Raw genomic sequence first — 21,890 nt, 5'->3', positions numbered from 1 at the left:
GGCGGCCCGGCGAGCCACACGCCAGGCGCCGACTCTATATCGCCTTGCCGCCCCCACCCGGCGCTGCGCGCCTGCCCTCCCCCGCAGGGGGAGGGAGATGACTGGAGCTAGTGAATGAACCCCCTGTCCGTTCCCGAACCCGACTTCATGCAGGACGAGGAGATCGTCCTCTTCTCCGATTCCGTCGCCAAGTGGATCGACGAGCACGCCCCGCCCGAGGCCGTCCAGTCGTGGATCGCCAACTCCACCGTCCCGCGCGAGCTGTGGAACAAGGCCGGCGAGGCGGGTCTGCTGGGCCTGTCCATGCCCGAGGAAGACGGCGGCATGGGCGGGGACTATCGCCACGAGGTCGTGCTGATGCGCCAGCTGGGCTGGAAGGGCGCGGACCACTTCGGCATCTCGCTGCACAACGCGATCGTCGCCCCCTACATCTGGCACTACGGCACGCCGGAGCAGAAAGAGCGCTGGCTGCCGCGCCTCCTGACCGGCGAGCTGGTCGGCGCCATCGCCATGACCGAGCCGGGCGCGGGCAGCGACCTGCAAGGGATCAAGACCACCGCGATCAAGTCCGGCAACGGCTATGTGGTGAACGGATCCAAGACCTTCATCACCAACGGCCAGCTGGCCAACTTCATCATCGTCGTGGCCAAGACCGACCCGGCCGAGGGCGCCAAGGGAACGTCGCTGATCGTGGTCGAGACCGACGGGGCGGAAGGCTTCGAGCGGGGCCGCAACCTCCACAAGATCGGCATGGAGGGCAATGACACCTCCGAGCTCTTCTTCAACGACGTGAAGGTGCCCGGCGAGAACATCATCGGCGGCGCCGAGGGCCTGGGCTTCATCCAGCTGATGCAGCAGCTGCCGCAGGAACGTCTGAACATCGCCGTCCAGGGCGTGGCGGCGGCCGAGCGCGGCCTCCACGAGACCCTGGAATACGTCAAGGGACGCAAGGCGTTCGGGAAGCGCATCCTCGATTTCCAGAACACCCAGTTCAAGCTGGCCGAGGTCAAGACCAAGCTGACCGTCGCCCGCGTCTTCGTCGACCACTGCATCGGCCTGCACCTGAAGGGTCAGCTCGACGCGGTGACGGCCTCGATGGCCAAGTACTGGGTCACCGACATCCAGGGCGAGACCATCGACGAGATGCTCCAACTGCATGGCGGCTACGGCTACATGAACGAGTACCCGATCGCCCAATTGTACAAGGACGCCCGCGTCCAGCGCATCTACGGCGGCACCAACGAGATCATGAAGCTCTTGATCGCGCGCTCGTTGTGACGTGAACTGAACAAGGGTCGGATCTGGTGTCGGCCCGGTTCGCGGAGTGTGTCAGATGAAATTCCATAGCGCCGTTCTTGCGGTCGGCCTTCTTGGGCTGTCGCCCCAGGTCGCCGATGCACAGGCGGGCAGGATCACGCCCGCGATCTCAACGACGCATGAGCGCCTGTGCGAGGCCGAGACCGTCACACAGCCCGTGCTGGAGGCGGGTGTCGATGTCAGTTCCCGGGAAGCCACGATCGAGACCGACACGCGCGGTTTGCGCGCGACGCGTGTCGGCAACGGTTATCTGTTCGAACAGACCGTCGATACGGGGGACGGGGACACCCTGTTGCGTTTCACCGCGTCTCCAGGCGGGGTCGTGAGCGATGCGACCCTGTCAGGATCGAACGTCGACGCCTGGTTGGTCGAGTCCCCGGAAGTCGACCTTGGGGCCATGGCTCTGGCCTATGCCGATGATGTGGCCGAGCGCCTTCTGATGGGACGATCCTTCGCCGTGGGCGATGCCCTTTATCCGGCGAGACTGCAGCGTGAACTGCTGACCCGGATGACTGCTGCCCAGGGGTTACCGTTCGAGCTTGGCGGCTCGTTCGACGTTCTGTATCGCGGCGAGACCGTCCAGAACGGACGACGCGTCTGGCGGTTCGCCGGGCCAGCGACCTTCGCGGGGGACGGGCAGATCAATGGCCTGCCAGCCGAGATCACCCTGCGCCTCGAGACCGAAACCCTTCATGACGTCGAGACGGGACTGGTGGTCTCTTCCGAGACCCGTACAGATGTTCGGCTTGATCTGGTTGGGGAAACCTTCGTGGTTTCGAGGATGCAAGAGGAATACAGCTGCCGCATCACGCCCCGACGCGGGTGATGGCGAGACGTTGAGCTGTCGCAAGGCGATCAGGCGCGTGATGCAATCCGACCCATCCGTGTGGGCATGATCCGGCTCCACGTCCCCCAGACCCTGTTCCCGGGCGCAGCGCTGGCGCCGACGCTGGATCAATCGCGCTACCTGACCCAGGTGATGCGGCTGAAGGCGGGCGATCTGTTGCTCGTGTTCAACGGCGTTGACGGCGAGTGGCGCTGCGTCGTCGCCGAAGTGCTGAAGAAGGGCGTGATCCTGAAGGCCGAAGATCAGGTCCGACCACAGACCCACGGCCCGGACCTGGAGCTGATCGTCGCCGTGGTGAAGAAGGCGCGGGTGGAGACCATCGTCGAGAAGGCCGCCGAGCTGGGCGCGAAACGGGTTCGGCTGGCGATCACCCAGAGGACCAACGCCGAACGGATTCGCCTGGACCGTCTGGACGCCATCGCCGAGGAGGCCGCAGAGCAGACCGGGCGGCTGGACGTGCCTGTCATCGATGAGCCGGTGAAGCTGGAGGCGATCCTGGACACCTGGGAGGACGGTCGCCGGCTGATGTTCTGCGACGAGACGGGCGGAGCGCCGCCGGTCCGGGCTCTGGCGTCTCCCTCCCCGTCCGGGGAGGGAGAGCGTAAGCCTTGGTCCATCCTGATCGGTCCCGAAGGCGGCTTCTCGCCCGAGGAGGGAGAGCGGTTGCGGGCCCTGTCCTTCACGACCGCCGTGTCGCTCGGCCCGCGCATCCTGCGGGCCGACACGGCCGCCATCGCCGCCATGACGCTGTGGCAGGCGGCGGTCGGGGATTGGGATCGCGGATACGACCGTGATTGACGCACGGGTGGTCTATGGTGCGGCTTGCTCTGGACCGAGCCATGACCTTCATCCTTGAATGTGCACGATGTGCACCCTGTTTTTTCGAGTGCACATTTCGCGACGGCGGGCCGTCATCGTCCCTTGAGCCTACGGTCACGCTCGCCCATCTAGCGACGACCAAGGGCTGGAACATCATCGCATGACCGAAACACCCCTGACGTTCGACGACCTCGTCGGCGCGCTTTCCAAGGGGATCAAGCCCAAGGACCAGTGGCGGGTCGGTGCCGAGCACGAGAAGTTCGGCTTCGACAAATCCACCCTGCGCCGGCCGACCTATGAGGGGCCGAACGGCATCCGCGCCATGCTTGAAGGTCTGCAACGCTTCGGCTGGGCCCCCGTCGAGGAGGGCGGTCATGTCATCGCCCTGGAGCGGAAGAACACTGAGGGGTTCACCGCCTCCATCAGCCTGGAGCCCGGCGGGCAGTTCGAACTGTCCGGCGCGCCGCTGAAGGACATTCACGACATTTGCTCGGAGACCGGCCAGCACCTGGTCGAGGTCAAGATGGTCGCCGATGAGCTGAACCTTGGCTTCCTCGGTGCCGGCTTTGACCCGATGTGGACCCGCGAGGACGTGCCCGTCATGCCCAAGGGCCGCTACGACATCATGCGCGCCTATATGCCCAAGGTCGGCAATCTCGGCCTCGACATGATGCTGCGGACCTGCACCATCCAGGCCAACCTCGACTTCGACAGCGAGGCCGACATGGTGCTGAAGTTCAGGACCTCGCTCGCGCTACAGCCCGTCGCCACCGCCCTGTTCGCCTGTAGTCCGTTCACGGAAGGTCGACCGAACGGCTTCCTGTCGGCCCGCGCCAACGTCTGGACCGACACTGATCCCGACCGTACCGGCATGCTGGGCTTCGTGTTCGAGGACGGCTTTGGCTTCGAGACCTATGTGAACTACGCCCTCGACACGCCGATGTATTTCGTCAAGCGCGATGGCCGCTATATCGACGCCTCGGGCCAGTCATTCCGCGACTTCCTCGACGGTCGCCTGCCCGCCTTGCCCGGCGAGCGTCCGGACAAGAAGGACTGGGCCGATCACCTGACGACCCTGTTCCCGGAAGTTCGCCTCAAGCAGTACCTGGAGATGCGCGGCGCCGATGGCGGGCCGTGGAGCAGGATTTGCGCCCTGCCGGCTCTGTGGGTCGGCATCTTCTACGACGCGCCGTCGCTTCAGGCCGCTTGGGATCTCTGCAAGGACTGGGACATCGCCGATCATGAGCGCCTGCGCCGCGATGTGACGAAGCTGGGCTTGCGCGCCGAGGTGGCGGGACGTTCGGTGCGCGACGTCGCCGCCGACATGGTCGCCATCGCCAAGCGGGGCCTGAAGAACCGGGCGCGATTCTCGGGTGGCATGGTCGACGAGCGGGGCTATCTGGCCGAGCTGGAGGATATCGCCGACTCGGGCGTCACCCCAGCCGAACGGCTGCTCGACCTCTATCACGGCGACTGGCAGGGTGACGTCACCCGCATCTACCGCGACTTCGCCTACTGACCCGGCGACGGTCCGGGGCGTGATTTCGCCGTCCCATTGCCCTATGTGGGCGCCGTGACCGCGCCTGTTGACCCCTTGAAGGCCCATCGCCGCCTGTCCGTCGCCCCGATGATGGACTGGACGGACCGGCATTGCCGCGCGTTCCACCGGACCCTGACCAAACAGGCCCTGCTCTACACCGAGATGGTCACCGCGCCCGCGGTGATCCACGGAGATCCGGAGCGGCTTCTGGGCTTTGATGCCGTCGAGCATCCCGTGGCGCTCCAGATCGGCGGATCGGAGCCGGATCAGCTGGCGAAGGCCGCCCGCATCGGTGCCGACCTCGGCTATGACGAGATCAATCTGAACGTCGGCTGCCCGTCGGACCGGGTCCAGTCCGGCCGGTTCGGGGCCTGCCTGATGCGCGAGCCTGAGCTGGTGGCTGACTGCATGGCGGCGATCCGCGAGGCGGTCAGTGTCCCCGCCACAGTCAAATGCCGCATCGGTGTGGACGATCAGGACCCGGAACAGAGCCTGTTCGCCCTGGTCGACGCCTGCTCAGGTGCGGGGGTCTCGGTCTTCATCGTCCATGCCCGCAAGGCCTGGCTGAAGGGCCTGTCCCCCAAGGAGAACCGGGACATTCCCCCGCTCGACTACGCCCTGGTCCGTCGTCTGAAGCGCGAGCGGCCGCATCTGTCGATCTCGATCAACGGCGGCGTCGCCACGTTGGACGAGGCCGAGGCGCACCTGTCGGACGCCGACGGCGTGGCGCTGGGCGGCGTCATGATGGGCCGCGCCGCCTACCACGAGCCCGCCCTCCTGGGTCAGGCGGACCGGCGCATCTTCGGCACGGCGAGCCCCGACGTCGACGCCTTCGAGGCCATCGATCGCTACAAGCCCTACCTTGCCGCGCGGCTGGAGGAGGGCGTGTCGCTCTCGGCCATGACGCGGCACATGCTGGGCCTGATGCACGGCCGCCCCGGCGCGCGCGCCTTCCGCCGCATCCTGACGGTCGAGGCCATCCGGCCGGGCGCGGGCCTGGACGTCGTCGACAGGGCGCTGGGTGCCGTGCGCGAGGCCGAAGCGCGCCGTGAACGGGTCGATCAGGCCGCCTGACGTCAAGCCCCTGTTAAGCACGATGGGCGCTCTGTCTGCGTCCATGAAACACGCGCTCGCCCTCGCCGCCTGCCTGCTGGCCCTCGCCGGAACTGCCCAGGCGCAGTCTCGCGCCCGATCCCCCATCACGGCGGCGCTCAACCTCGGCACGCCGGGCGCGGGGGTGGAGGCGCAGCTGTCGCTGGGGCCGGTCTTCGTGCTCCGCGCCGGCATCGACACCCTGGGCTACGACATCGATCAGACCTTCGACGACGTGGACTACGCCGGCCGCTTCGACTTCGACACCGTCTCGGCCTTCGTCGACGTCCACCCCTTCCAGAACGCCTTCCTGATCTCCGGCGGGGTCTATGTGGGCGACCGCACCATCGGCCTGTCGGCCCAGCCGAGCACGCCGGTCGAGATCGGCGGCCAGATCGTCACGCCCGGCCAGGTCGGGACGCTGTCCGGCGCGATCAAGCTGTCCGACATCGCGCCCTTCGTCGGCATCGGCTTCGACGACGCCTTCTATCGCGACAGCCGCTGGGGCTTTCGCGCCATCGCCGGCGTGGCCTGGAGCGAGGCGCCCGATGTCGCCCTGACCTCGACCGGCGGCAGCCTGTCCAACGACCCCGCCTTCCGCGCCCGGCTGGAGCAGGAGGCGCGCGACATCTCTGAGGACGCGAAGGACAAGGGCGTCTTCCCCATCGTCCAACTGGGCGCGACGGTGCGGTTCTGAACGGGCTCGACCCGACCCAGCTCCTGCTGCTGGGCGCCGCCGTCCTCGGGGCCGGGCTGGTCGGCGGCCTGATCGCGGGCCTTTTCGGGGTCGGCGGCGGCACGGTGCTGGTGCCCGCCCTGTTCTACGCCTTCTCCGTGCTGGGGCTGGGCGGAGAGGCCAATCTGCATGTCGCCATCGGCACCTCGCTGCTGACCATTGTCGCCACTTCCTGGCGGTCGCTGGGGGCGCATCGGGCGCACGGAGCGGTGGACGAGCGGGTGCTGAAACGCTGGAGCCCTTACGTCGCCGTCGGGGCCCTGATCGGCGCGGGTGTCGCGGGCCTGACGTCGATGGAGGGCCTGGCGGTCGTCTATGGCGTCTGCCTGATGGTCGTGGCCGCCCAGATGGGCCTGCTGCCCGAGACCGCGACCCTGGCGAAGGATCTGCCCGACGGCTGGGGCCGACGCGGCATCGGGACCCTGATCGGCGGGCTGTCGGCCATGATGGGCGTTGGCGGTGGCAGCTTTGGCGGCATGCTGATGACGCTGTGCGGTCGACCAATCCATCAGGCCGTGGCGACGGCGTCCGGCTTCGGCGTGGCGATCGGTCTGGCGGCGACGCTGGGCTTCGTCGTCTTCGGCTGGGGCGCGGAGGGCCGGCCGCCGCTCAGCCTGGGCTACGTCAATGTCCCGGCCGCCGTGGCCATGGGTCTGCTGACGACCCTGGTCGCCCCCTACGGTGCGCGACTAGCCCACCGGCTGGACCGCAAGGTCCTGCGCCGCGCCTTCGCCCTGTATTTGCTGGCGACGGCGGTGTCGGTGATGCTGAAGGCGCTGTAGGGCCTAAGGCCGGAGCGTCAAGCCGTTCGGCCGCGCCTCGAAGGCGGACAGCCGGCCGAGATAGCTCATTCCGAGCAGGGAATGCGGGAGGCCTTCCTCCACGACGAGCGCCCGCACGTCCTCGACGCGAGCTCCGGCGACCGAGACGTGATCCAACTCGACGGCCGCAGCCATGACGGGACCGGAGGCCGTCTCGACGGTCTGGGTGAAGTCGGCGGGCGTCAGACGCAAGCCCAGCCGTAGGGCATCCTCGCGGGTCAGGGCGACCACGCTGGCTCCGGTGTCCACCAGCATGCGAACAGCGCGGCCCTCGACATCGGCCTGGGCCCAGTAATGGCCGTCGGCAGAGCGGGCGATCTGGGCGACGCCGCCGGACGCGGGAGCACCGGCGATGGCGGGCATCACAACGGCGGCCTCAGCCGCACGCGGCTCGCTATGGGTCAGCCACCAGGCCACGGACAGCGACGATACGGTCGCCGTGACCATGATGACGGCGGACTGAAGGTCGAAACGCACCAGAACACTTCCCTGCGGCCCGGCCGCTTCTGCGGCGCGTGTCCTCTATGCCCGAGCGCGGTTGGGATGCGGTGAACCGACGTGGCTGACGAAAGGTTGACGCCTCAGTCGCCTCGGAGGCGGGGATCGATCTTCTCTCGCCGACCTGGAAGTTCCGTCATGATTTCAGCGCGTTGATCGTCGCTCAGCGCGCTCCAGCTCCCGATCTCGCCCAGCGTTCGGTAGCAGCCCAGGCACAGGCCCGACGCCCCGTCGACCACGCAAACCTTGATGCAGGGCGTGGCTATGGCCTTCGGAGGAGCGTGTTCGATTGACGACATAAAGACGAAAACTACTCCGGTATCGGATCAAAAACTTGCGTTCGCGCGCTGTTGGGCGCAAGGTGACGATGACGCGAAACGACGAGAGGGTGAAATCCCCCGACGCACGACGCGTCTCCTTCCACCGTTCAGCGAAAGGAGACGCACACGATGAACGACAAGGACAAGAACCTCCAGCACGCCATGATGTCCTTCGCCCTGTGGGGCGGGCTCCTGGTCGGTCAGCGCCAGCCGCGCGCCAGCCAGCGCGTGGTCAGCCACCCGTCCAACTTCGTTCCACTGAAGATCGACCGGAAGGGCTGATCGCCCTTCCGGCGTCGGCCGACTACTCGGCCGCCAGGCGGACCAGCTTGCCGTTGTCCTCGTCGGTGATGGCCCAGACGGCACCGTCGGGGGCGATGGCGATGTCGCGCACGCGCTCGCCCAGATCAGTCAGCAGGCGCTCTTCGCCGACCACCCGGCCGTTCTCGATCACCAGGCGGGCGATGTGCTTGTCGCGCAGGGCGGCGACCAGCAGATTGCCCTGCCACTCCGGGAACATGGCGCCTTCGTAGAAAATCTGGCCGCCCGGCGCGATCGAGGGATCCCAGTAGTAGACGGGCTGTTCGGTGTCCGCGCGAGCCGTGACGCTGCCGGCGATCGGCGTGCCGCGATACTCGATGCCGTAGGTGACTTCCGGCCAGCCGTAGTTCTTGCCGCCCTCGACCAGATTGATCTCGTCGCCGCCGCGCGTCCCGTGCTCGACCGTCCAGGCGGCACCAGTGCCCGGCTGGATGGCCACGCCCTGGACATTGCGATGGCCCAGCGACCAGATCTCGGGCAGGGCGTCGGCACGACCGACGAAGGGATTGTCCGCGGGCACGGAGCCATCGGCGTTGATGCGGATGGTCTTGCCCATGTGGCTGTTCAGGGCTTGCGCCTGCGGCCGCATCGGCGCGTCCGAACGGTCGCCGAGCGTGATGAACAGGTGGCCTTGCGGGTCGAAGGCGAGGGCCGAGCCGAAGTGGTGGGTGCCGTCATAGACCGGCAGCGCCCGGAAGATGACCTGAACGTTCTCCACCCGCGTCCCATCCGCCGACAGGGCACCCCGCGCGACCGAAGTGGCGTTGCCGTCCCCGCCCTGGCCGTCGGGTCGCCGCTCGGCATAGCTCCAGTAGATCATGCGGTCCTGGCCGAAGGTCGGACCCACCGCGACGTCCAGCAGGCCGCCCTGCCCGACGGCGTCCACGGCCGGCAGCCCCGCGATCGGCTGGCCCACTTGGCCGTCGGCTGTGACGATGCGCAGATTGCCGCCCAGCTCGGTCACCAGCCAGCGCCCGTCGGGCAGCAGCGCCAGACCCCAGGGCTGGACCAGGCCCGAGGCGACCACCGTGTGGGCCAGGACCCGCTCGGTCGTCACACCCGGCGCGCGGGTCTGGTTGGCAAAGGCCGGCTGCTGATCCGGCGCGTTGGCGGGCCGCGTCTCGACGGGCGCGCCGGTCTGCTGCGGCCCGGCGGCGCTGGGCTCGCCATTGGCACCGCAGGCGGCGGCGAAGGCGATCAGGGAGGTGGCGGCGGCGAGCAGCATGGGGCGCATGGATCGGTCTCCGATGGGTCTGATGTTCGGCTCTATGGCGGGAACGACGCCAAAGCGCCACCGTTCCGGTTGCGGGTCCGACGCGACGGCCTGTCGCGGCGGGTCGCGTCCTGCGCAGACCTCGACCATGTGACGGCTTGAACCGGCGGGGCGCGGACGATATAGGCACGCCTCTCGCGCGCCCGGCCACTTGCGCCCGCCCGCGACGCCCCCACGGGGCTGGGTAGCTCAGATGGTTAGAGCGGTGGATTCATAACCCACAGGTCGGCGGTTCGATCCCGCCCCCAGCCACCACCTTCTCGCGTGACCGAGAGCAATCGCCTTGCAGAATTATTGCGCTGTCGTGGCCTTCTCTTTCCTCATTGGCGGCCCAGCCACACGCGCGAACCCCCAGGCGCGATGGGGGTGGATGGCCGGTCGCAAGCCCCGTCGGAATTGCGATTGAGACCCGCTCTCATTTTTTGTTGAAATTAAGAATGCGTCGCAGTAGGGCTTCCGGCCCGTGTTGATCTAGAGGTCCTCTGTGCGCGCTCTGCTGGTTTCTACCGCTCTCTTCACCGTGATGGTCCCGGCTGTATCCGTGGCGGAGGATCCGGCGGATCAGCTCAGCCCCATCATCGTCACGGGCCAGACGCGCGGCTACGTCGCCCTGAACTCGGTCACGGCGACCAAGACCGACACCCCCCTGATCGACGTGCCCCAGAGCGTCAATGTCGTCACTCGCCAGCAGCTGGACGACCAGGCCGCCTACAGCCTGTCGGATGTGCTTCGCTATGTGCCCGGCGTCACCATCGGCCAGGGCGAAGGCAACCGCGACCAGATCACCCTGCGCGGCCAGAACACCACCGCCGACTTCTTCCTCGATGGCGTGCGCGACGACGTGCAGTACTTCCGCGGCCTCTACAATCTGGAGCGGGTCGAGGTGCTGAAGGGCCCCTATGCCCTGATCTTCGGACGGGGCGGCGGCGGCGGCATCGTCAACCGGGTGCAGAAGACGCCCCAAGCGGGCGAGATGTTCTTCGGCTCGCGCCTGTCGGCGAACAGCTTCGGTGCCTGGGACCTGTCGGCCGATCTGAACGCCCCGATCGGCGAGATGGCCGCATTCCGCCTGAACGCCGTCTATGAGGAGCTGGGCAACCACCGCGACTTCTACGAGGGCCAGCGGTTCGCCGTGAACCCCTACGTCGCCGCCGAGCTGGCGCCCGGCTGGTCGGCGGGCCTGTCCTATGAGTACGTCGACGACGACCGCTCGACCGATCGCGGCGTGCCGTCGCTCAACGGTCGCCCGCTGGAGGGCTATCGCGACCAGTTCTTCGGCGTGCCCGGCGTCAACCGCACGACGCTGGAGGCTCACATCTTGAAGGCCCGCCTGGACGGCGAACTGGCCGAGGGCCTGAACTGGTCGACCACGGCGCTGTGGGGCGACTTCGACAAGGTCTACACCAACGTCTATCCGAACGGCCCGGCGACCAGCCAGACCGGGACCGTGCCTCTGGCGGCCTACACCGACCCGACCACGCGCGAGAACATCCTGATCCAGTCCAACCTGGTGTGGGAAACCACCACCGGCCCGCTGCAGCATAAGATCCTGTTCGGCCTCGAATACGGCGACCAGACCTCGGCGAATTCGCGTCGCAACGGCGTTCTGTCCAACGCGACCTTCAGCCTGACCAACCCGGTTTTCCCGACCGTGACCTTCCCGACCCTGGCGCGCCAGACCGAGTCCACCGTCGAGACCGTCTCGGCCTATGTGCAGGACCAGATCAGCCTGGGCGACCGCTTCGACATCGTCGCCGGCCTGCGCTTCGACCGCTTCGACATCTCCGGCGTCGACCTGTTCGCCACGCCTGACCGGCCGTTCTCGCGGACCGACGAAAAGGTCTCGCCGCGGCTGGGCCTGATCTTCAAGCCAGGTCCGGACCTGTCGCTCTACGCCAGCTACAGCCGCTCCTTCCTGCCGCGCTCGGGCGACCAGTTCCTGAGCCTGACGACGGCGCAGGAGAACCTCGAACCCGAACGGTTCACCAACCATGAGGTCGGCCTGAAGTGGCAGGCCAGCCCGAACCTGTTCGTGACCGCCGCCCTGTTCCAGCTGGACCGCACCAACGCGACGACCCCCGACCCGAACAACCCGGCGCTCAGCATTAACGTCGGCGAGACCCGCACCACCGGCCTGGAACTGGCCGCGACCGGCAACATCACCGACCGCTGGCAGATCAGCACCGGTTACGCCTGGCAGGACGGCGTGCTGAAGGGCAACGACTTCGTCCGCCTGGCCCAGGTGCCGGAGCAGCAGTTCAGCCTGTGGAACCGCTATGAGGTCACGCCGCGTCTGGGGTTGGGCCTGGGCGTGACGCATCAGTCCGACCAGTTCGCCGCCATCCGGACCTCGTCGGCCGCGACCCGCCTGCCCGGCTTCACCCGGGTCGACGCCGCCGCCTTCTATGAGGTGTCCGACCGGGTCGAGGTCCAGCTGAACATCGAGAACCTGTTCGACGCCGACCATTTCCCCGACGCCCACAACAACGCCAACATCTCGACCGGCGCGCCGCTCAACGCCCGGCTGACGCTGTCGACGCGGTTCTGACCGGGGCTACATCAGTCCCAGAGACTTGAAGCTGGTCACTCCGTCGCGGCCCACGATCAGATGGTCGTGGACCTCGACCGACAGGGCCCTGGCCGCCTGGACGATCTGCTTGGTCATGTCGATGTCGGCGCGGCTGGGCGTCGGGTCGCCGGACGGGTGGTTGTGGACCAGGATCATGGCGGCGGCCGAGACCTCCAGCCCGCGCCGCACCACCTCGCGGGGATAGACCGGGGCGTGATCGACCGTGCCCCGGTTCTGGACCTCGTCCAGGATCAGCTGGTTCTTCTTGTCCAGATACAAGACCCGGAACTGCTCCCTCGGCTCGTGCTGCAACGCCACCCGGACATAGGCCAGCAACGCCGTCCACGACGAGATCACCGGCCGCTTGATGGCCGGTTCCTTGGCCACGCGCTGGGCGACCTCGTGCAGCGCCGCCAGATCCAGCGCCGTCTCGACCCCGATCCCCTTGGTGCGCCCCCGTGTATCCTCGGTCCGGACCGTCATCAGCTCCTCGACGGAGGCGGCCAGCACAGCCGCCAGCGATCCGAACCGGGCCAATAGCGCCTTGGCGATCGGCTTGACGTCGCCCTGCGGCTGGCTGCGGAACAGGAACAGCTCCAGCAGTTCATAGTCCGGCAGATGGGTCAGCCCCGCCGTCCGCGCCCGTTGGCGCAGACGTTCACGATGGCCCGCGTGGTGGGGCAGGGGCTTCGGAGCCGCACGGGCGGTGTCTTCGCTTTCTTCGCTCAAGCCCGCCCCCGTGCAATCACGGGTTCACGCTAGCGGCTGCCGGGCCGCGTTCAAGTCCGGTCAGTTCGGGCGGAACAGGCCGGCGGGGCTGGCGGTGAAGATCTCCACCCCGTCCTCGGTCACGCCGACGGTGTGCTCGCATTGGGCCGACAGGGACTTGTCGCGGGTCACGGCGGTCCAGCCGTCGGACAGCACCTTCACGTGCGGCTTGCCCAGATTCACCATCGGCTCGACGGTGAAGATCATGCCGGGCTTCAGCACCGCGCCCTCGCCCTTTCGGCCATAGTGCAGGACGTTGGGGCTGTCGTGGAACAACCGCCCGATTCCATGGCCGCAGAAGTCGCGCACGACCGACATGCGGTTGGCCTCGACGTGACGCTGGATGGCGTAGCCGATGTCGCCGAAGGTGTTGCCGGGCTTCACCTGCTCCAGGCCCAGCGCCAGCGCCTCATAGGTCACGTCGACCAGCTTCCTGGCCCGCGCGTTGATCTGGCCGACCGCATACATGCGGCTGGAGTCGCCGTGCCAGCCGTCGACGATGACGGTGTGGTCGATGTTGACGATGTCGCCGTCCTTCAGCACCCGGTCGCCGGGGATGCCGTGGCACACCACGTGATTGATCGAGGTGCAGACCGTCTTCATGTAGCCCTTGTAGCCGAGGCACGCGGGCATCCCGCCCCGGTCCAGAGTGAACTGGCGGATGCGGTCGTCGAGCTCTTCCGTCGTCACGCCGGGCACGACGTAGGGCGCGATCATGTCCAGCGCCTCGGCCACCAGCCGCCCGGCCGCCCGCATGCCCTCGAAGTCGGCGGGGTCGTCATAGATGCGGATGGCGCTGGTGCGGACCAGGGTGTCGGCTTCCAGCTCGGGCGTCTCGTACATGCGGGTCGGGTCTCGGCGGTCCGTCCGGGACCAGTTGGGGCGTCAGATGGCGACGATAGCACAGAACCTCAAGCGGTTTGAGGGGCGGGTGTCGCTTGGTTGATTGAGGCATTGAGCATTGCAATCCTCGCGAGAATGACGAAGTCTGCGACCCCTAAAGACGGGGGGCTGGATTGAATCCAAATTTTCTAATCTGGTTGTTCGGAAACCTAGTCCTGCCTGCTGTTCCGGTGGGATCAGTTTGGTTCGCTCAAGCCATTGCGGGAAGACGACCCACCACAGCGTCTGTTTTGAAGGATGGCGTGCTCTTTTTCTACGTGGTCGGGGTCTCAGCGATTCTGATCATGGACCTCTGGAAAAATCAGCTTTCATCAAGTGGCCAATCAATCAGCGCCGGTTTGGCGACGGCCATCCTTTCCACATGTTTGCTGGTCATGATTTTCGCAGTGGGTGCCTATTTCGTGATGGCGCTGGCTCACACAGGAACCTTGGATAAAGACGGTGAGCCGTTCGACCTTAGCTCGCTTTCCCATCTTTCATGGCAATCCGCACTAGTAGCCGCTATATCTGCGGCAGCGGCGCGAGCCGCTACAGGAGTGTACTAATGACAGACGCTCACGAAAAATCGAACATCCATCGCGCTGATCCTGGTCGCGTAAAGGTTGATGCCGGGGGCACGATCAAGGCTTTGCAGTTTGGCACTTATGGAACCTTGGCTGCTGGCGTTGGAGCCGCTGTCGCAGCCGCCAATGCTCTCCCCTTGTTCGTTGTCGGTGCTGTTCCCATCGCCGGCGCGGTAGGCTCTGCTCTTTACGGCTATTTTTCTGCGAAGAGTTTGAATGACGCTCAATCAGAGCCTGGAAAACCCTCCCGCTCCCGGGAATCAAGTCTGTAAGACCGCTGCCGCATTAATAATCGGCGACGAGATACTGTCGGGCCGGACGGCCGACACCAATCTGAACACCATCGCCCGTTTCCTGGCGGCCCTGGGCATCGACCTGCTGGAAGCCCGCACCGTCGGCGACCGTGAGGACCAGATCATCGACGCCCTGAACGCGCTGCGTCACGCCCACGACTACGTCTTCACCACTGGCGGCATCGGCCCGACGCACGACGACATCACCGCCGACTGCGTGGCCCGGGCGTTCGGCCTCGGCATCGAGGAGCACCCGGAGGCCTTGGCCATCCTCGAGCGCCGCTACGGCGACGAGCTGAACGCGGCGCGGCGGCGCATGGCGCGCATTCCCGATGGCGGCGTCCTGATCGCTAATCCGGTGACCGACGCGCCGGGATTTCAGGTCGACAACGTCTTCGTCATGGCGGGCGTACCGAAGATCATGACGGCGATGCTGGAGGACGTGGCACCGCGGCTGCGGACCGGGGCGGTGGTCCATGCGCGGACGCTGCGCGTCACCGGCGTGGGGGAAGGCGCGGTCGCCGCGACCCTGTCCGAGGCGGCGAAGGCCAGCCGCGACCTGAGCTTCGGCAGCTATCCGTTCGGCGCGGGAACACAGGGCGAGATCGGCACGAACCTGGTGGTGCGCGGGCGCGACGCGGCAGCGGTCGAGGCGGCTATCGCGGCCCTGTCCGAGCGACTGACCGCCGAGGGCGTCGCGGTCGCCCTCCAGCCCGCCTAGGCCAGCCCAGCCTAGTCAAGTTCTGGCCCGCCCGTAGGATCGCGCGGATCGAGCGGCAGACCGGCCTCCTGGCGCGCCTTCAGGACCCGCAGCCACCCATGCATGGCCTCACAGTCCAGGCCGTGCATCATCAGCCGGTAGCCCGCCTGCAGCGTCGACAGGGCCACCAGCGGATGGCCGTTCTTGACGAAGCTCATGTGGTAGTCGGTGCCGAGGATCCGTCCGATGTAGATGCCCACGATCTCGTCCAGCTGCAGCGAGTGACTGGCGCGCATGAAGTCGGCGCGGGGCAGCATCAGCGCATAGAGCGGCGTGTAGAACTCCACCGCCGTCTGGATGTCGATGCGGTTCAGGGGGCCCGTCGGGAAGCGTTCGAAGGCCGGGTCGATGTCGGAGATCATGGAGAAATCCACCCGGTCCGGCGGCGTGATCTCCTTGCCCGCCGCCCGCAGGGCCAGGTTCAGCTCGATGATGAAGTTGAAGACATTCAGGTCGTGCTGAAGGAAGACGTTGTCCTCCAGATCCCTCAGCGTCAGGGGCTTGAGCGGCACGGTCTTGACCAGCTCCGGATCGATCCCGGCGTTGGCCTTCATGAAGGCGAGCAGTTCGGTCCCGACGTGGAAATGGCGCAGGATCAGGGTGTTGCACTCCGGGCTGCCGAAAGTCCGCAAGCCCCAGTGGATGGACTTGTGCAGCAGGCCGTTCAGGTTGGGGTAGCGGGGCGAGATGGCGCGCAGCACCTTCACCAGACAGAAGAACAGGAACACCAGCGGCCGGCTGACCGGAAACAGCCACCGCCGCGACCACGACCGGGCGCCCATGAGCAGGGCCCGCTTGGCCCCGGGATCGATCGGCAGGGAGTGGTCGAGATAGAGCGCCAGCCACGGGTCCGGATCGCGGCTGTCGTATCGGCGTGGATCGAACGGATCGGATTTCCAGGCGGCCCCGCCGTCAGACAGGCTCAAGCGCCGATCTCCTCGATCTGCAGGGCATAGAGCCGGGCCGTCACCTTCGCCGTCGTCACGATGCGCTCGGCGACCGCGTCGTCGGGCAGGACCATGCGGAGCATTTCCTCGAACTCGGCCATGTGCTCGGCGTCGTTCTCGCCGTGATAGAGCAGGAACCGCACCGCCTCGTCGGGCAGGCCCAGCCGTTCCTTGACCTGACGCCCCCAGGGCGCGGCCTTGATCGAGCCCAGCCCTTCGATGATGAACATGGCGCCCAGCAGGCCGAACGGGTCGGGCTTCGACGCCTCATGGAACATCCAGGCCGACAGGGCCTCGGACCCGACGTTCTTCTTCGCCGATCGGATGACCGACAGCTCCCCGCCGGACGCGACGAAATCCGCTTCCAGCAGGCGGAAATCGCGGTGCTCGGTCACCGCATGGCGCATCAGGGTCGAGCGCAGTTCCAGGTGATCCTCGCCGATGTTGGAGGCCGCGCGGCTCATCCACAGCGCCCCGTCCTTCACCTGCTGGCGCAGGTTGATCAGGAAGGCGTGATAGTCCGCCAGCTCGAACCGCCCACGCGTCAGCTTGCGGATCAGGGGCGTCGCCTCCAGCCGCTGCTCGAAGTCGGCGAACACCAGCGCCAGCTTTCGCAGGGTGTCCGCCACCGGGTCATCGATCCGCGCGCCGTCCGCCATCACACCACCTCGCCCATCGCGAATCCCACCATGGCCCGACCGCTCTCGGGCACGATCAGCAGCACGCGCTCGCCCCGCTTGGCCCGTCCGGACTTCAGGAAGGCGTCCAGCATGACCCAGATCGAGGCCGCCCCGATATTGCCGACGCTGGACAGGTTCGAGAACCACTTCTCCTCGGGGATCATGGCAGCCGTGCTCTCCAGCAGTCCCACGATCTCTTCCCTCAGCGACCGCGCGGAATAATGGCACAGCAGGTGATCGATCTGGTCCGGCACGATTCGTCCCGTATCCACCTTCTCCAGCCAGACCCCGATCCAGGCGCGGATCACGATCTTCAGCAGCTCGAAATCCTGAACCAGCGCCACCGCCCCGGCCGCATGGGCCGCGACCGGCCCCGCGTGGCTCCAGGCCGAACGCATGTCGGAGCGATCGGCGAAGGTTGAGCCCGCCCACATGCACGGGTCGAACCGCCCGGCCAGCGAGGTCAGGTCGATCCACTCGATCTTCAGCGACAGCCCTTCCGGCCTGGGCTTGGGCTCCAGCACCACCGCGCCCGCCCCGTCCGACAGGGTGAACCTCAGGAAGTCCGCCTCGACCCGCGCCCGGCCCCTGGCGTCGACCAGCGTCGTGCCCTCATAGAACTGCGGCCGGAACCAGCGGGATGAGAACTCCCCGGCCGCCGTCGCCGCGACCTCGGCTTCCCCTGCCCGCACCGAGAGCCAGGCATGCTTGAGTGCTGTGAGGGCCGAGGCGCACACCGACTGGTGGCTGGCGATCTCCATCGGGCCGCAAGCCAGCTCGCCATGCACCGCCGCCGCGTGGCCGGGGACTAGATAGTCGCCCTGGGTCGTCGCCGTCGCCAGAAAGTCGAGGTCCGCGGCCGCCAGCCCCGCGTCGTCCAGCGCCGCCCGGAGCGCATCGGCGGTCATGGAGGCGTTGGAATGCAGCGGTCGTCCATCGCGATCGAGCGCATAGTGCCGCGTCTCGACCCCGTTCCAGCGCAGAGCGCGCCGCCCGACCGCCGAGGATCGTCGGCCGATCCGGCCGATGTGGTCCTCCATCGCCTCGACGCCGACGGGGTCACCGGGCAGAAAAGCCCCGGTCCCGGTGATGAAGACGTCCTTCAGACACGCGTCACTCATCTCCGATCAAGGGCACGGTTCGCCCCGACGCCGCAAGCGGATGGTTCCTGACTTCAGCGCGATGGCTCGCGCCCATTTTCTTTCGTCATTCCGGGCGGAGCGCAGCGGAGACCCGGAACAGGGCGGCGCCGGAGCGGAGCGCAGGCGAAATGCGTCAGGAGACTCGTGCGTGACAGGTTCGCGCTCTCGCGCGCCGCCCTGTTCCGGGTCTCTGGTCGCTTCGCTCCCGTCGCCCGGAATGACGAAAGGAGAAGTCGGAACGCACGACGACTGGCCTAGCCCTCGATCGATACCACCGGCCCGGCCTCGACCGGACCCCGAGCCGTCCGCCGCCGCGCCAGCCAGCCCTTGATCCGGTTCTGGATCGGCTGATCGACCATCGCGTGGAAGGCGAAGGCGAAGGCGAACGCCGCAGCCACCCCCAGGGCCCACAGCCCCCACTGCACCCCGACCGGCAGGGCTAGGCGCGCAATCAGCACATTGACCACGCCGAACCAGGCGATCCTCACCGGCTCATTGGTGATGAACATGGCGAAGGAGACGACGCTGGCCTTCTCCACCCACTTGGACGGCCGCGTCACCGGGATGGCCCCCGCCGCCAGCAGGATCAGGCTGATGAAGACGATCGAGATCAGCGCATGCTTGTCGAAGGCCTGCACCGTCGCCAGCCCGACCGCCGCCGCCACCCCGACGATCCGCGCCAGGCGCGGTGCCACGAACACCCGCTCGGAGAACACCGCCAGCGCCATGCCCAGCATGAACAGCGGCAGCGCCCGCCACACGCCGTACATCATCGGCATCTGATAGACGGGATAGCCGAGCAGGCTGTGGGTCAGCTGGTTGGCCAGCAGATACAGCCCCGCCGCCGCGACCAGCGCCGTCCACGGCCCGACCCGCTTCAGCGCCGTCAGGATCCACGGAAACGCCAGATAGCAGCCCAGCAGCGCCGAGATCGACCAGCTGGGCGCGTTCCAGCCCAGCCCGCCATAGACGCCGAATGACTGGACCAAGGCCGCCTGCGCCGGCAGCTGGTCCCACGCGAACCATTCGGGATTACGCGGGGCGAACCCGACCGCCGATCCGACGATGACCAGGGCCACCAGCCCCAGCACCATGATCAGATGGGCCGGATAGACCCGGAGGAACCGCTTCAGCAAGAAGTCGCCCGGCGACATTCGCCCTGATCCGACCGAGCCGCCATAGACCCGCATCAGCACATAGCCGCTGTCGATCAGGAAGAAGTTGGTCAGCAGGAACCCGCCCCGCTCGAACACCGGATGGAGCGCCTCGGCCAGGGGCACCGGCCCGGCCGCCTGGAAGTGATGCAGGATGATCAGCGAGGCCACGATGAACCGCAGCGCGTCCAGCCAACCCCCGCGCGCGATGGGCGGTGTCTCGTTTCGGGTCGAAATCGCGGTCCAGGCCATGGAAAACCTCTGTTCTGGCCTCTGCCGCGCAAGGGTCGGGCCGCCGCCTGTAACCCGGCGTTAACCACGCTCCCGGCATTTCTTGCCCAGTATCCGGCCTCCAGCAGGCCGAAGGCCGTCAGGCCAATAGGGTGGAGTAGGCGCGATGAGCGGCGCGGAAGTTCTGGACGTGGGCCGCGACGCCCTGTGGCTGACCATCCAGCTGTGCGCGCCCGTGCTGCTGGTCGGCCTGATCGTCGGCGTCGGCATCGGCCTGTTCCAGGCCCTGACGCAGATCCAGGAACAGTCGCTGGTCTATGCGCCCAAGATCATCGCCATCTTCGTGTCGCTCCTGCTGTTCCTGCCGCTGATGGGCGGATTGCTCGGCACCTTCATGCGCGAGATCGCGGCCCGCATCTCGGGGATGTAGTGGAACCCTACGCCACCGCCGATCAGGTCTGGGCTGGTGGGCTGATCTTCGCCCGGATCGGGGCCATCTTCCTCAGCCTGCCCGGCATCGGCGAAAGCTATGTCCCGCCGCGCATCCGCCTGTCGCTGGCTCTGGTGGTGGCCCTGGCTCTGTGGCCGGTCGTCGGCGGCTCGCTGCCGCCGCTTCCCGAAAGCCTCGGTGCCTCCATCGGCTGGGTGATCCGCGAGGTCATCATCGGCCTGGCCATCGGCGCAATCCTGCGGGCTTTCACGGCTGCGCTCGCTGTCGCTGGAGAGATCGTGTCGCTCCAGACGACGCTCAGTTTCGCCCAGACCACCAACCCGCTCCAGGCCTCGCCCGGCACCACCATCGCCGCCTTCCTGATGCTGATGGGCACGGTGCTGGTCTTCGCCACCAACACCCATCACCTGTTCATCGCCGGTCTGGTGGGGTCCTACGAGCTGATCGCGCCCGCCCGACCGCTGGTCACCGGTGATTTCGTCGAACTGGCCGTTCGCACCGTCGGCGACAGCTTCCTTCTGGGCGTGCAGCTCGCCGCGCCGGTGATCGTGTTCGCCCTGGTATTCAACCTCGCCTCGGGTCTGGTCGGGCGGGTCATGCCGGCCTTCCAGATCTTCTTCGTCGCCGCCCCGCTGAGCGTCATCCTCGGCCTGTCGGTCTTCGCCCTGTCACTGGGGGTGCTCGGGACGGTCTTCATCGACCGATATCGCGACCTCGCCAACCTGTTCGTCTCGTCCGGAGGCGTCGGTGGCTGAGGATCAGGATCCCGAGTCCAAGACAGAAGAGGCCACCCCACGAAAACTCGAGGAGGCCAGACGCAAGGGCGACGTCGCCAAGTCCATGGACGTCGCCCCGACGCTCAGTCTCATGGGCGCGGCGGCGGTCATCCTGATGGGCGGCGGCTGGTTCGCCACCACCATGGCCGAGGCCCTGGTGCCCTTTATCGCCATGCCGCACCGCCTCATGGGCGGGCTGGAGGCGGGCGCAGGCGTGGAGCTGGGGGTCAAGGCGCTCTGGGCTGTCGCGCCCTTTCTGGCCGCGGTCATGTTCGCCACCATCCTGGGCGGGGTGTCCGGCACTGTCGCCCAGACCGGTGGTCTGATCTTTTCGGCCGAGCGGATGAAGCCGAAACTGGACAAGATTAATCCGCTCAAGGGCTTCAAGCGCATCTTCGGCCCGGACGGCCTGATGCAGTTCGTCCAGACCCTCATCAAGCTCATGGTCGTCTCGGTGGTGTGCTGGATGGTGCTCAGACCCCACGCCCGCGAGTTCGAGGGTATGGCGGCGATGCATCCAGCGACCATCCTGCCACTGGCGCGGGATCTGGTGATTGCCCTGATGGCCTCCACCATCGTGCTGCTGGGCCTGACGGCGGTCGGCGACGTCTTCTGGCAGCGTATGCGCTTCGCCAAGCGCATGCGCATGACCAAGGAAGAGCTGAAGGAGGACTACAAGCAGTCCGAGGGCGACCCGCACGTCAAGGCGCGCCTGAAGCATATCCGCATGCAGAAGAGCCGCCAGCGCATGATGGCCAACGTCCCCAAGGCCACGGTCATCGTCACCAACCCGACCCACTACTCCGTAGCGCTCCGCTACGAGCCCGATCAGGGCGACGCCGCACCGGTCTGCCTGGCCAAGGGCGTCGATGCGGTCGCGCTCCGCATCCGCGAGGTGGCCAAAGAGCACGACGTGCCGATCGTCGAAAACGTGCCGCTTGCCCGGGCGCTGTACGCCGCCGTCGACATCGACGAGACCATTCCGCGCGAGCATTTCGAGGCCGCGGCCAGGGTCATCGGCTTCGTGATGCAGAAGCGGCGCGGGCGCTATACTCCCTGATTCGAAAGG

At 67.1% G+C, this 21,890-nt stretch carries 23 protein-coding genes and 1 tRNA gene; 15 read left to right on the top strand and 9 right to left on the bottom strand.

Going from position 1 to position 21,890, the window contains the following annotated elements; genetic code table 11:
- The first annotated feature begins 114 nt into the window (after positions 1-114).
- The 7 genes from IP78_RS03350 (at position 115) to IP78_RS03320 (ending at position 7,133) form a co-directional block, all read left to right on the top strand.
- Positions 115-1,278: an acyl-CoA dehydrogenase family protein gene (locus tag IP78_RS03350; protein ID WP_054110281.1), complete on the top strand. Its 1,164-nt coding sequence runs from the start codon at positions 115-117 to the stop codon at positions 1,276-1,278.
- A gap of 55 nt (positions 1,279-1,333) precedes the next feature.
- Entirely contained in the window at positions 1,334-2,143 is an 810-nt protein-coding gene (locus tag IP78_RS03345; RefSeq protein ID WP_156320260.1) for a hypothetical protein, read from the top strand.
- 66 nt (positions 2,144-2,209) lie between these two features.
- The gene (locus tag IP78_RS03340) at positions 2,210-2,962 is read left to right on the top strand and encodes a 16S rRNA (uracil(1498)-N(3))-methyltransferase (RefSeq protein WP_054110279.1); all 753 of its coding nucleotides are present in this window, start codon (positions 2,210-2,212) and stop codon (positions 2,960-2,962) included.
- Between the two features lie 181 nt (positions 2,963-3,143).
- Positions 3,144-4,502, top strand: a complete 1,359-nt coding sequence (locus tag IP78_RS03335) for a glutamate--cysteine ligase (protein WP_054110278.1) — start codon at positions 3,144-3,146, stop codon at positions 4,500-4,502.
- Between the two features lie 54 nt (positions 4,503-4,556).
- Complete coding sequence (gene dusA, locus IP78_RS03330) at positions 4,557-5,597, top strand: tRNA dihydrouridine(20/20a) synthase DusA (protein WP_255350734.1); 1,041 nt, start codon at positions 4,557-4,559, stop codon at positions 5,595-5,597.
- 43 nt (positions 5,598-5,640) lie between these two features.
- Positions 5,641-6,312: a hypothetical protein gene (locus IP78_RS03325; RefSeq protein ID WP_231680905.1), complete on the top strand. Its 672-nt coding sequence runs from the start codon at positions 5,641-5,643 to the stop codon at positions 6,310-6,312.
- A complete protein-coding gene (locus tag IP78_RS03320) occupies positions 6,309-7,133 on the top strand; it encodes a sulfite exporter TauE/SafE family protein (RefSeq protein ID WP_054110277.1) in 825 nt (274 codons plus the stop codon). Before IP78_RS03325 ends, IP78_RS03320 begins: the two co-directional genes overlap by 4 nt.
- 3 nt (positions 7,134-7,136) lie before the next feature.
- Here IP78_RS03320 and IP78_RS03315 read toward each other — a convergent pair whose 3' ends face one another.
- Both IP78_RS03315 and IP78_RS03310 read right to left on the bottom strand, forming a co-directional pair.
- Positions 7,137-7,649: a TIGR02281 family clan AA aspartic protease gene (locus tag IP78_RS03315; protein ID WP_369814660.1), complete on the bottom strand. Its 513-nt coding sequence runs from the start codon at positions 7,647-7,649 to the stop codon at positions 7,137-7,139.
- Between the two features lie 104 nt (positions 7,650-7,753).
- Complete coding sequence (locus IP78_RS03310; RefSeq protein WP_054110276.1) at positions 7,754-7,969, bottom strand: DUF1289 domain-containing protein; 216 nt, start codon at positions 7,967-7,969, stop codon at positions 7,754-7,756.
- A gap of 150 nt (positions 7,970-8,119) precedes the next feature.
- Here IP78_RS03310 and IP78_RS15450 point away from each other — a divergent pair, with 150 nt between their 5' ends.
- Positions 8,120-8,272: a hypothetical protein gene (locus IP78_RS15450; RefSeq protein WP_197272359.1), complete on the top strand. Its 153-nt coding sequence runs from the start codon at positions 8,120-8,122 to the stop codon at positions 8,270-8,272.
- A 22-nt stretch (positions 8,273-8,294) separates the two neighbouring features.
- On the opposite strand, the gene IP78_RS03305 is transcribed toward IP78_RS15450, so the two are convergent.
- Positions 8,295-9,545 (bottom strand): PQQ-dependent sugar dehydrogenase, encoded by a 1,251-nt coding sequence (locus tag IP78_RS03305; RefSeq protein WP_054110298.1) that lies wholly within the window; start codon positions 9,543-9,545, stop codon positions 8,295-8,297.
- Between the two features lie 217 nt (positions 9,546-9,762).
- Here IP78_RS03305 and IP78_RS03300 point away from each other — a divergent pair.
- Together IP78_RS03300 and IP78_RS03295 are read left to right on the top strand one after the other, a co-directional pair.
- Positions 9,763-9,839, top strand: a tRNA-Met gene (locus tag IP78_RS03300).
- 229 nt (positions 9,840-10,068) lie between these two features.
- Positions 10,069-12,132 (top strand): TonB-dependent siderophore receptor, encoded by a 2,064-nt coding sequence (locus tag IP78_RS03295; protein WP_197272358.1) that lies wholly within the window; start codon positions 10,069-10,071, stop codon positions 12,130-12,132.
- A gap of 6 nt (positions 12,133-12,138) precedes the next feature.
- Here the strand turns inward: IP78_RS03295 and radC are convergent, their stop codons facing one another.
- Positions 12,139-12,882, bottom strand: a complete 744-nt coding sequence (radC, locus tag IP78_RS03290; protein ID WP_054110275.1) for a DNA repair protein RadC — start codon at positions 12,880-12,882, stop codon at positions 12,139-12,141.
- A gap of 60 nt (positions 12,883-12,942) precedes the next feature.
- A complete protein-coding gene (gene map / locus IP78_RS03285; protein WP_054110274.1) occupies positions 12,943-13,764 on the bottom strand; it encodes a type I methionyl aminopeptidase in 822 nt (273 codons plus the stop codon).
- Between the two features lie 302 nt (positions 13,765-14,066).
- On the opposite strand from map, the gene IP78_RS15225 reads away from it, so the two are divergent.
- Both IP78_RS15225 and IP78_RS03280 read left to right on the top strand, forming a co-directional pair.
- Complete coding sequence (locus IP78_RS15225) at positions 14,067-14,369, top strand: hypothetical protein (protein ID WP_156320259.1); 303 nt, start codon at positions 14,067-14,069, stop codon at positions 14,367-14,369.
- A gap of 234 nt (positions 14,370-14,603) precedes the next feature.
- Positions 14,604-15,401: a molybdopterin-binding protein gene (locus IP78_RS03280; protein ID WP_054110273.1), complete on the top strand. Its 798-nt coding sequence runs from the start codon at positions 14,604-14,606 to the stop codon at positions 15,399-15,401.
- Positions 15,402-15,412: 11 nt separating this feature from the next.
- On the opposite strand, the gene IP78_RS03275 is transcribed toward IP78_RS03280, so the two are convergent.
- From IP78_RS03275 to IP78_RS03260, 4 genes are all read right to left on the bottom strand, one after another.
- The gene (locus tag IP78_RS03275) at positions 15,413-16,360 is read right to left on the bottom strand and encodes a hypothetical protein (RefSeq protein ID WP_156320263.1); all 948 of its coding nucleotides are present in this window, start codon (positions 16,358-16,360) and stop codon (positions 15,413-15,415) included.
- Positions 16,361-16,362: 2 nt separating this feature from the next.
- Positions 16,363-17,046 carry an iron-containing redox enzyme family protein gene (locus IP78_RS03270; protein ID WP_054110271.1) on the bottom strand — a complete coding sequence of 228 codons (684 nt, stop codon included), beginning with the start codon at positions 17,044-17,046 and terminating at the stop codon, positions 16,363-16,365.
- The gene (locus IP78_RS03265) at positions 17,046-18,188 is read right to left on the bottom strand and encodes a beta-ketoacyl-ACP synthase III (protein ID WP_054110270.1); all 1,143 of its coding nucleotides are present in this window, start codon (positions 18,186-18,188) and stop codon (positions 17,046-17,048) included. The genes IP78_RS03270 and IP78_RS03265 overlap by 1 nt, the downstream gene beginning before the upstream one ends.
- 275 nt (positions 18,189-18,463) lie before the next feature.
- Positions 18,464-19,615 carry an acyltransferase gene (locus tag IP78_RS03260; RefSeq protein WP_054110269.1) on the bottom strand — a complete coding sequence of 384 codons (1,152 nt, stop codon included), beginning with the start codon at positions 19,613-19,615 and terminating at the stop codon, positions 18,464-18,466.
- 145 nt (positions 19,616-19,760) lie between these two features.
- Between IP78_RS03260 and fliQ the strand changes: the two genes are divergently transcribed.
- Genes fliQ through flhB form a run of 3 tightly spaced genes read left to right on the top strand, consistent with a single transcriptional unit; the run spans position 19,761 to position 21,881 of the window.
- Positions 19,761-20,024 (top strand): flagellar biosynthesis protein FliQ, encoded by a 264-nt coding sequence (gene fliQ, locus IP78_RS03255; protein ID WP_054110268.1) that lies wholly within the window; start codon positions 19,761-19,763, stop codon positions 20,022-20,024.
- On the top strand, positions 20,024-20,800 hold the full coding sequence (fliR, locus tag IP78_RS03250) for a flagellar biosynthetic protein FliR (protein ID WP_054110267.1): 777 nt from the start codon (positions 20,024-20,026) through the stop codon (positions 20,798-20,800). Before fliQ ends, fliR begins: the two co-directional genes overlap by 1 nt.
- Positions 20,793-21,881 carry a flagellar biosynthesis protein FlhB gene (gene flhB / locus IP78_RS03245; protein WP_054110266.1) on the top strand — a complete coding sequence of 363 codons (1,089 nt, stop codon included), beginning with the start codon at positions 20,793-20,795 and terminating at the stop codon, positions 21,879-21,881. The genes fliR and flhB overlap by 8 nt, the downstream gene beginning before the upstream one ends.
- Positions 21,882-21,890 lie beyond the last annotated feature (9 nt).

The organism is Brevundimonas sp. AAP58 (genome assembly GCF_001295975.1).
Lineage (GTDB): Bacteria > Pseudomonadota > Alphaproteobacteria > Caulobacterales > Caulobacteraceae > Brevundimonas.
This window is presented reverse-complemented; position numbering and strand designations above follow the sequence as displayed.

What these genes read in the sequence shown, in the direction of transcription:
- IP78_RS03350 (WP_054110281.1), top strand. Translation starts at nt 115, where the DNA reads ATGAACCCCCTGTCCGTTCCCGAACCCGACTTCATGCAGGACGAGGAG.
- IP78_RS03345 (WP_156320260.1), top strand. Translation starts at nt 1,334, where the DNA reads ATGAAATTCCATAGCGCCGTTCTTGCGGTCGGCCTTCTTGGGCTGTCG.
- IP78_RS03340 (WP_054110279.1), top strand. Translation starts at nt 2,210, where the DNA reads ATGATCCGGCTCCACGTCCCCCAGACCCTGTTCCCGGGCGCAGCGCTG.
- IP78_RS03335 (WP_054110278.1), top strand. Translation starts at nt 3,144, where the DNA reads ATGACCGAAACACCCCTGACGTTCGACGACCTCGTCGGCGCGCTTTCC.
- IP78_RS03325 (WP_231680905.1), top strand. Translation starts at nt 5,641, where the DNA reads ATGAAACACGCGCTCGCCCTCGCCGCCTGCCTGCTGGCCCTCGCCGGA.
- IP78_RS03310 (WP_054110276.1), bottom strand. Translation starts at nt 7,969, where the DNA reads ATGTCGTCAATCGAACACGCTCCTCCGAAGGCCATAGCCACGCCCTGC.
- IP78_RS15450 (WP_197272359.1), top strand. Translation starts at nt 8,120, where the DNA reads ATGAACGACAAGGACAAGAACCTCCAGCACGCCATGATGTCCTTCGCC.
- IP78_RS03305 (WP_054110298.1), bottom strand. Translation starts at nt 9,545, where the DNA reads ATGCGCCCCATGCTGCTCGCCGCCGCCACCTCCCTGATCGCCTTCGCC.
- map (WP_054110274.1), bottom strand. Translation starts at nt 13,764, where the DNA reads ATGTACGAGACGCCCGAGCTGGAAGCCGACACCCTGGTCCGCACCAGC.
- IP78_RS03280 (WP_054110273.1), top strand. Translation starts at nt 14,604, where the DNA reads ATGACGCTCAATCAGAGCCTGGAAAACCCTCCCGCTCCCGGGAATCAA.
- IP78_RS03270 (WP_054110271.1), bottom strand. Translation starts at nt 17,046, where the DNA reads ATGGCGGACGGCGCGCGGATCGATGACCCGGTGGCGGACACCCTGCGA.
- IP78_RS03265 (WP_054110270.1), bottom strand. Translation starts at nt 18,188, where the DNA reads ATGAGTGACGCGTGTCTGAAGGACGTCTTCATCACCGGGACCGGGGCT.
- IP78_RS03260 (WP_054110269.1), bottom strand. Translation starts at nt 19,615, where the DNA reads ATGGCCTGGACCGCGATTTCGACCCGAAACGAGACACCGCCCATCGCG.
- fliQ (WP_054110268.1), top strand. Translation starts at nt 19,761, where the DNA reads ATGAGCGGCGCGGAAGTTCTGGACGTGGGCCGCGACGCCCTGTGGCTG.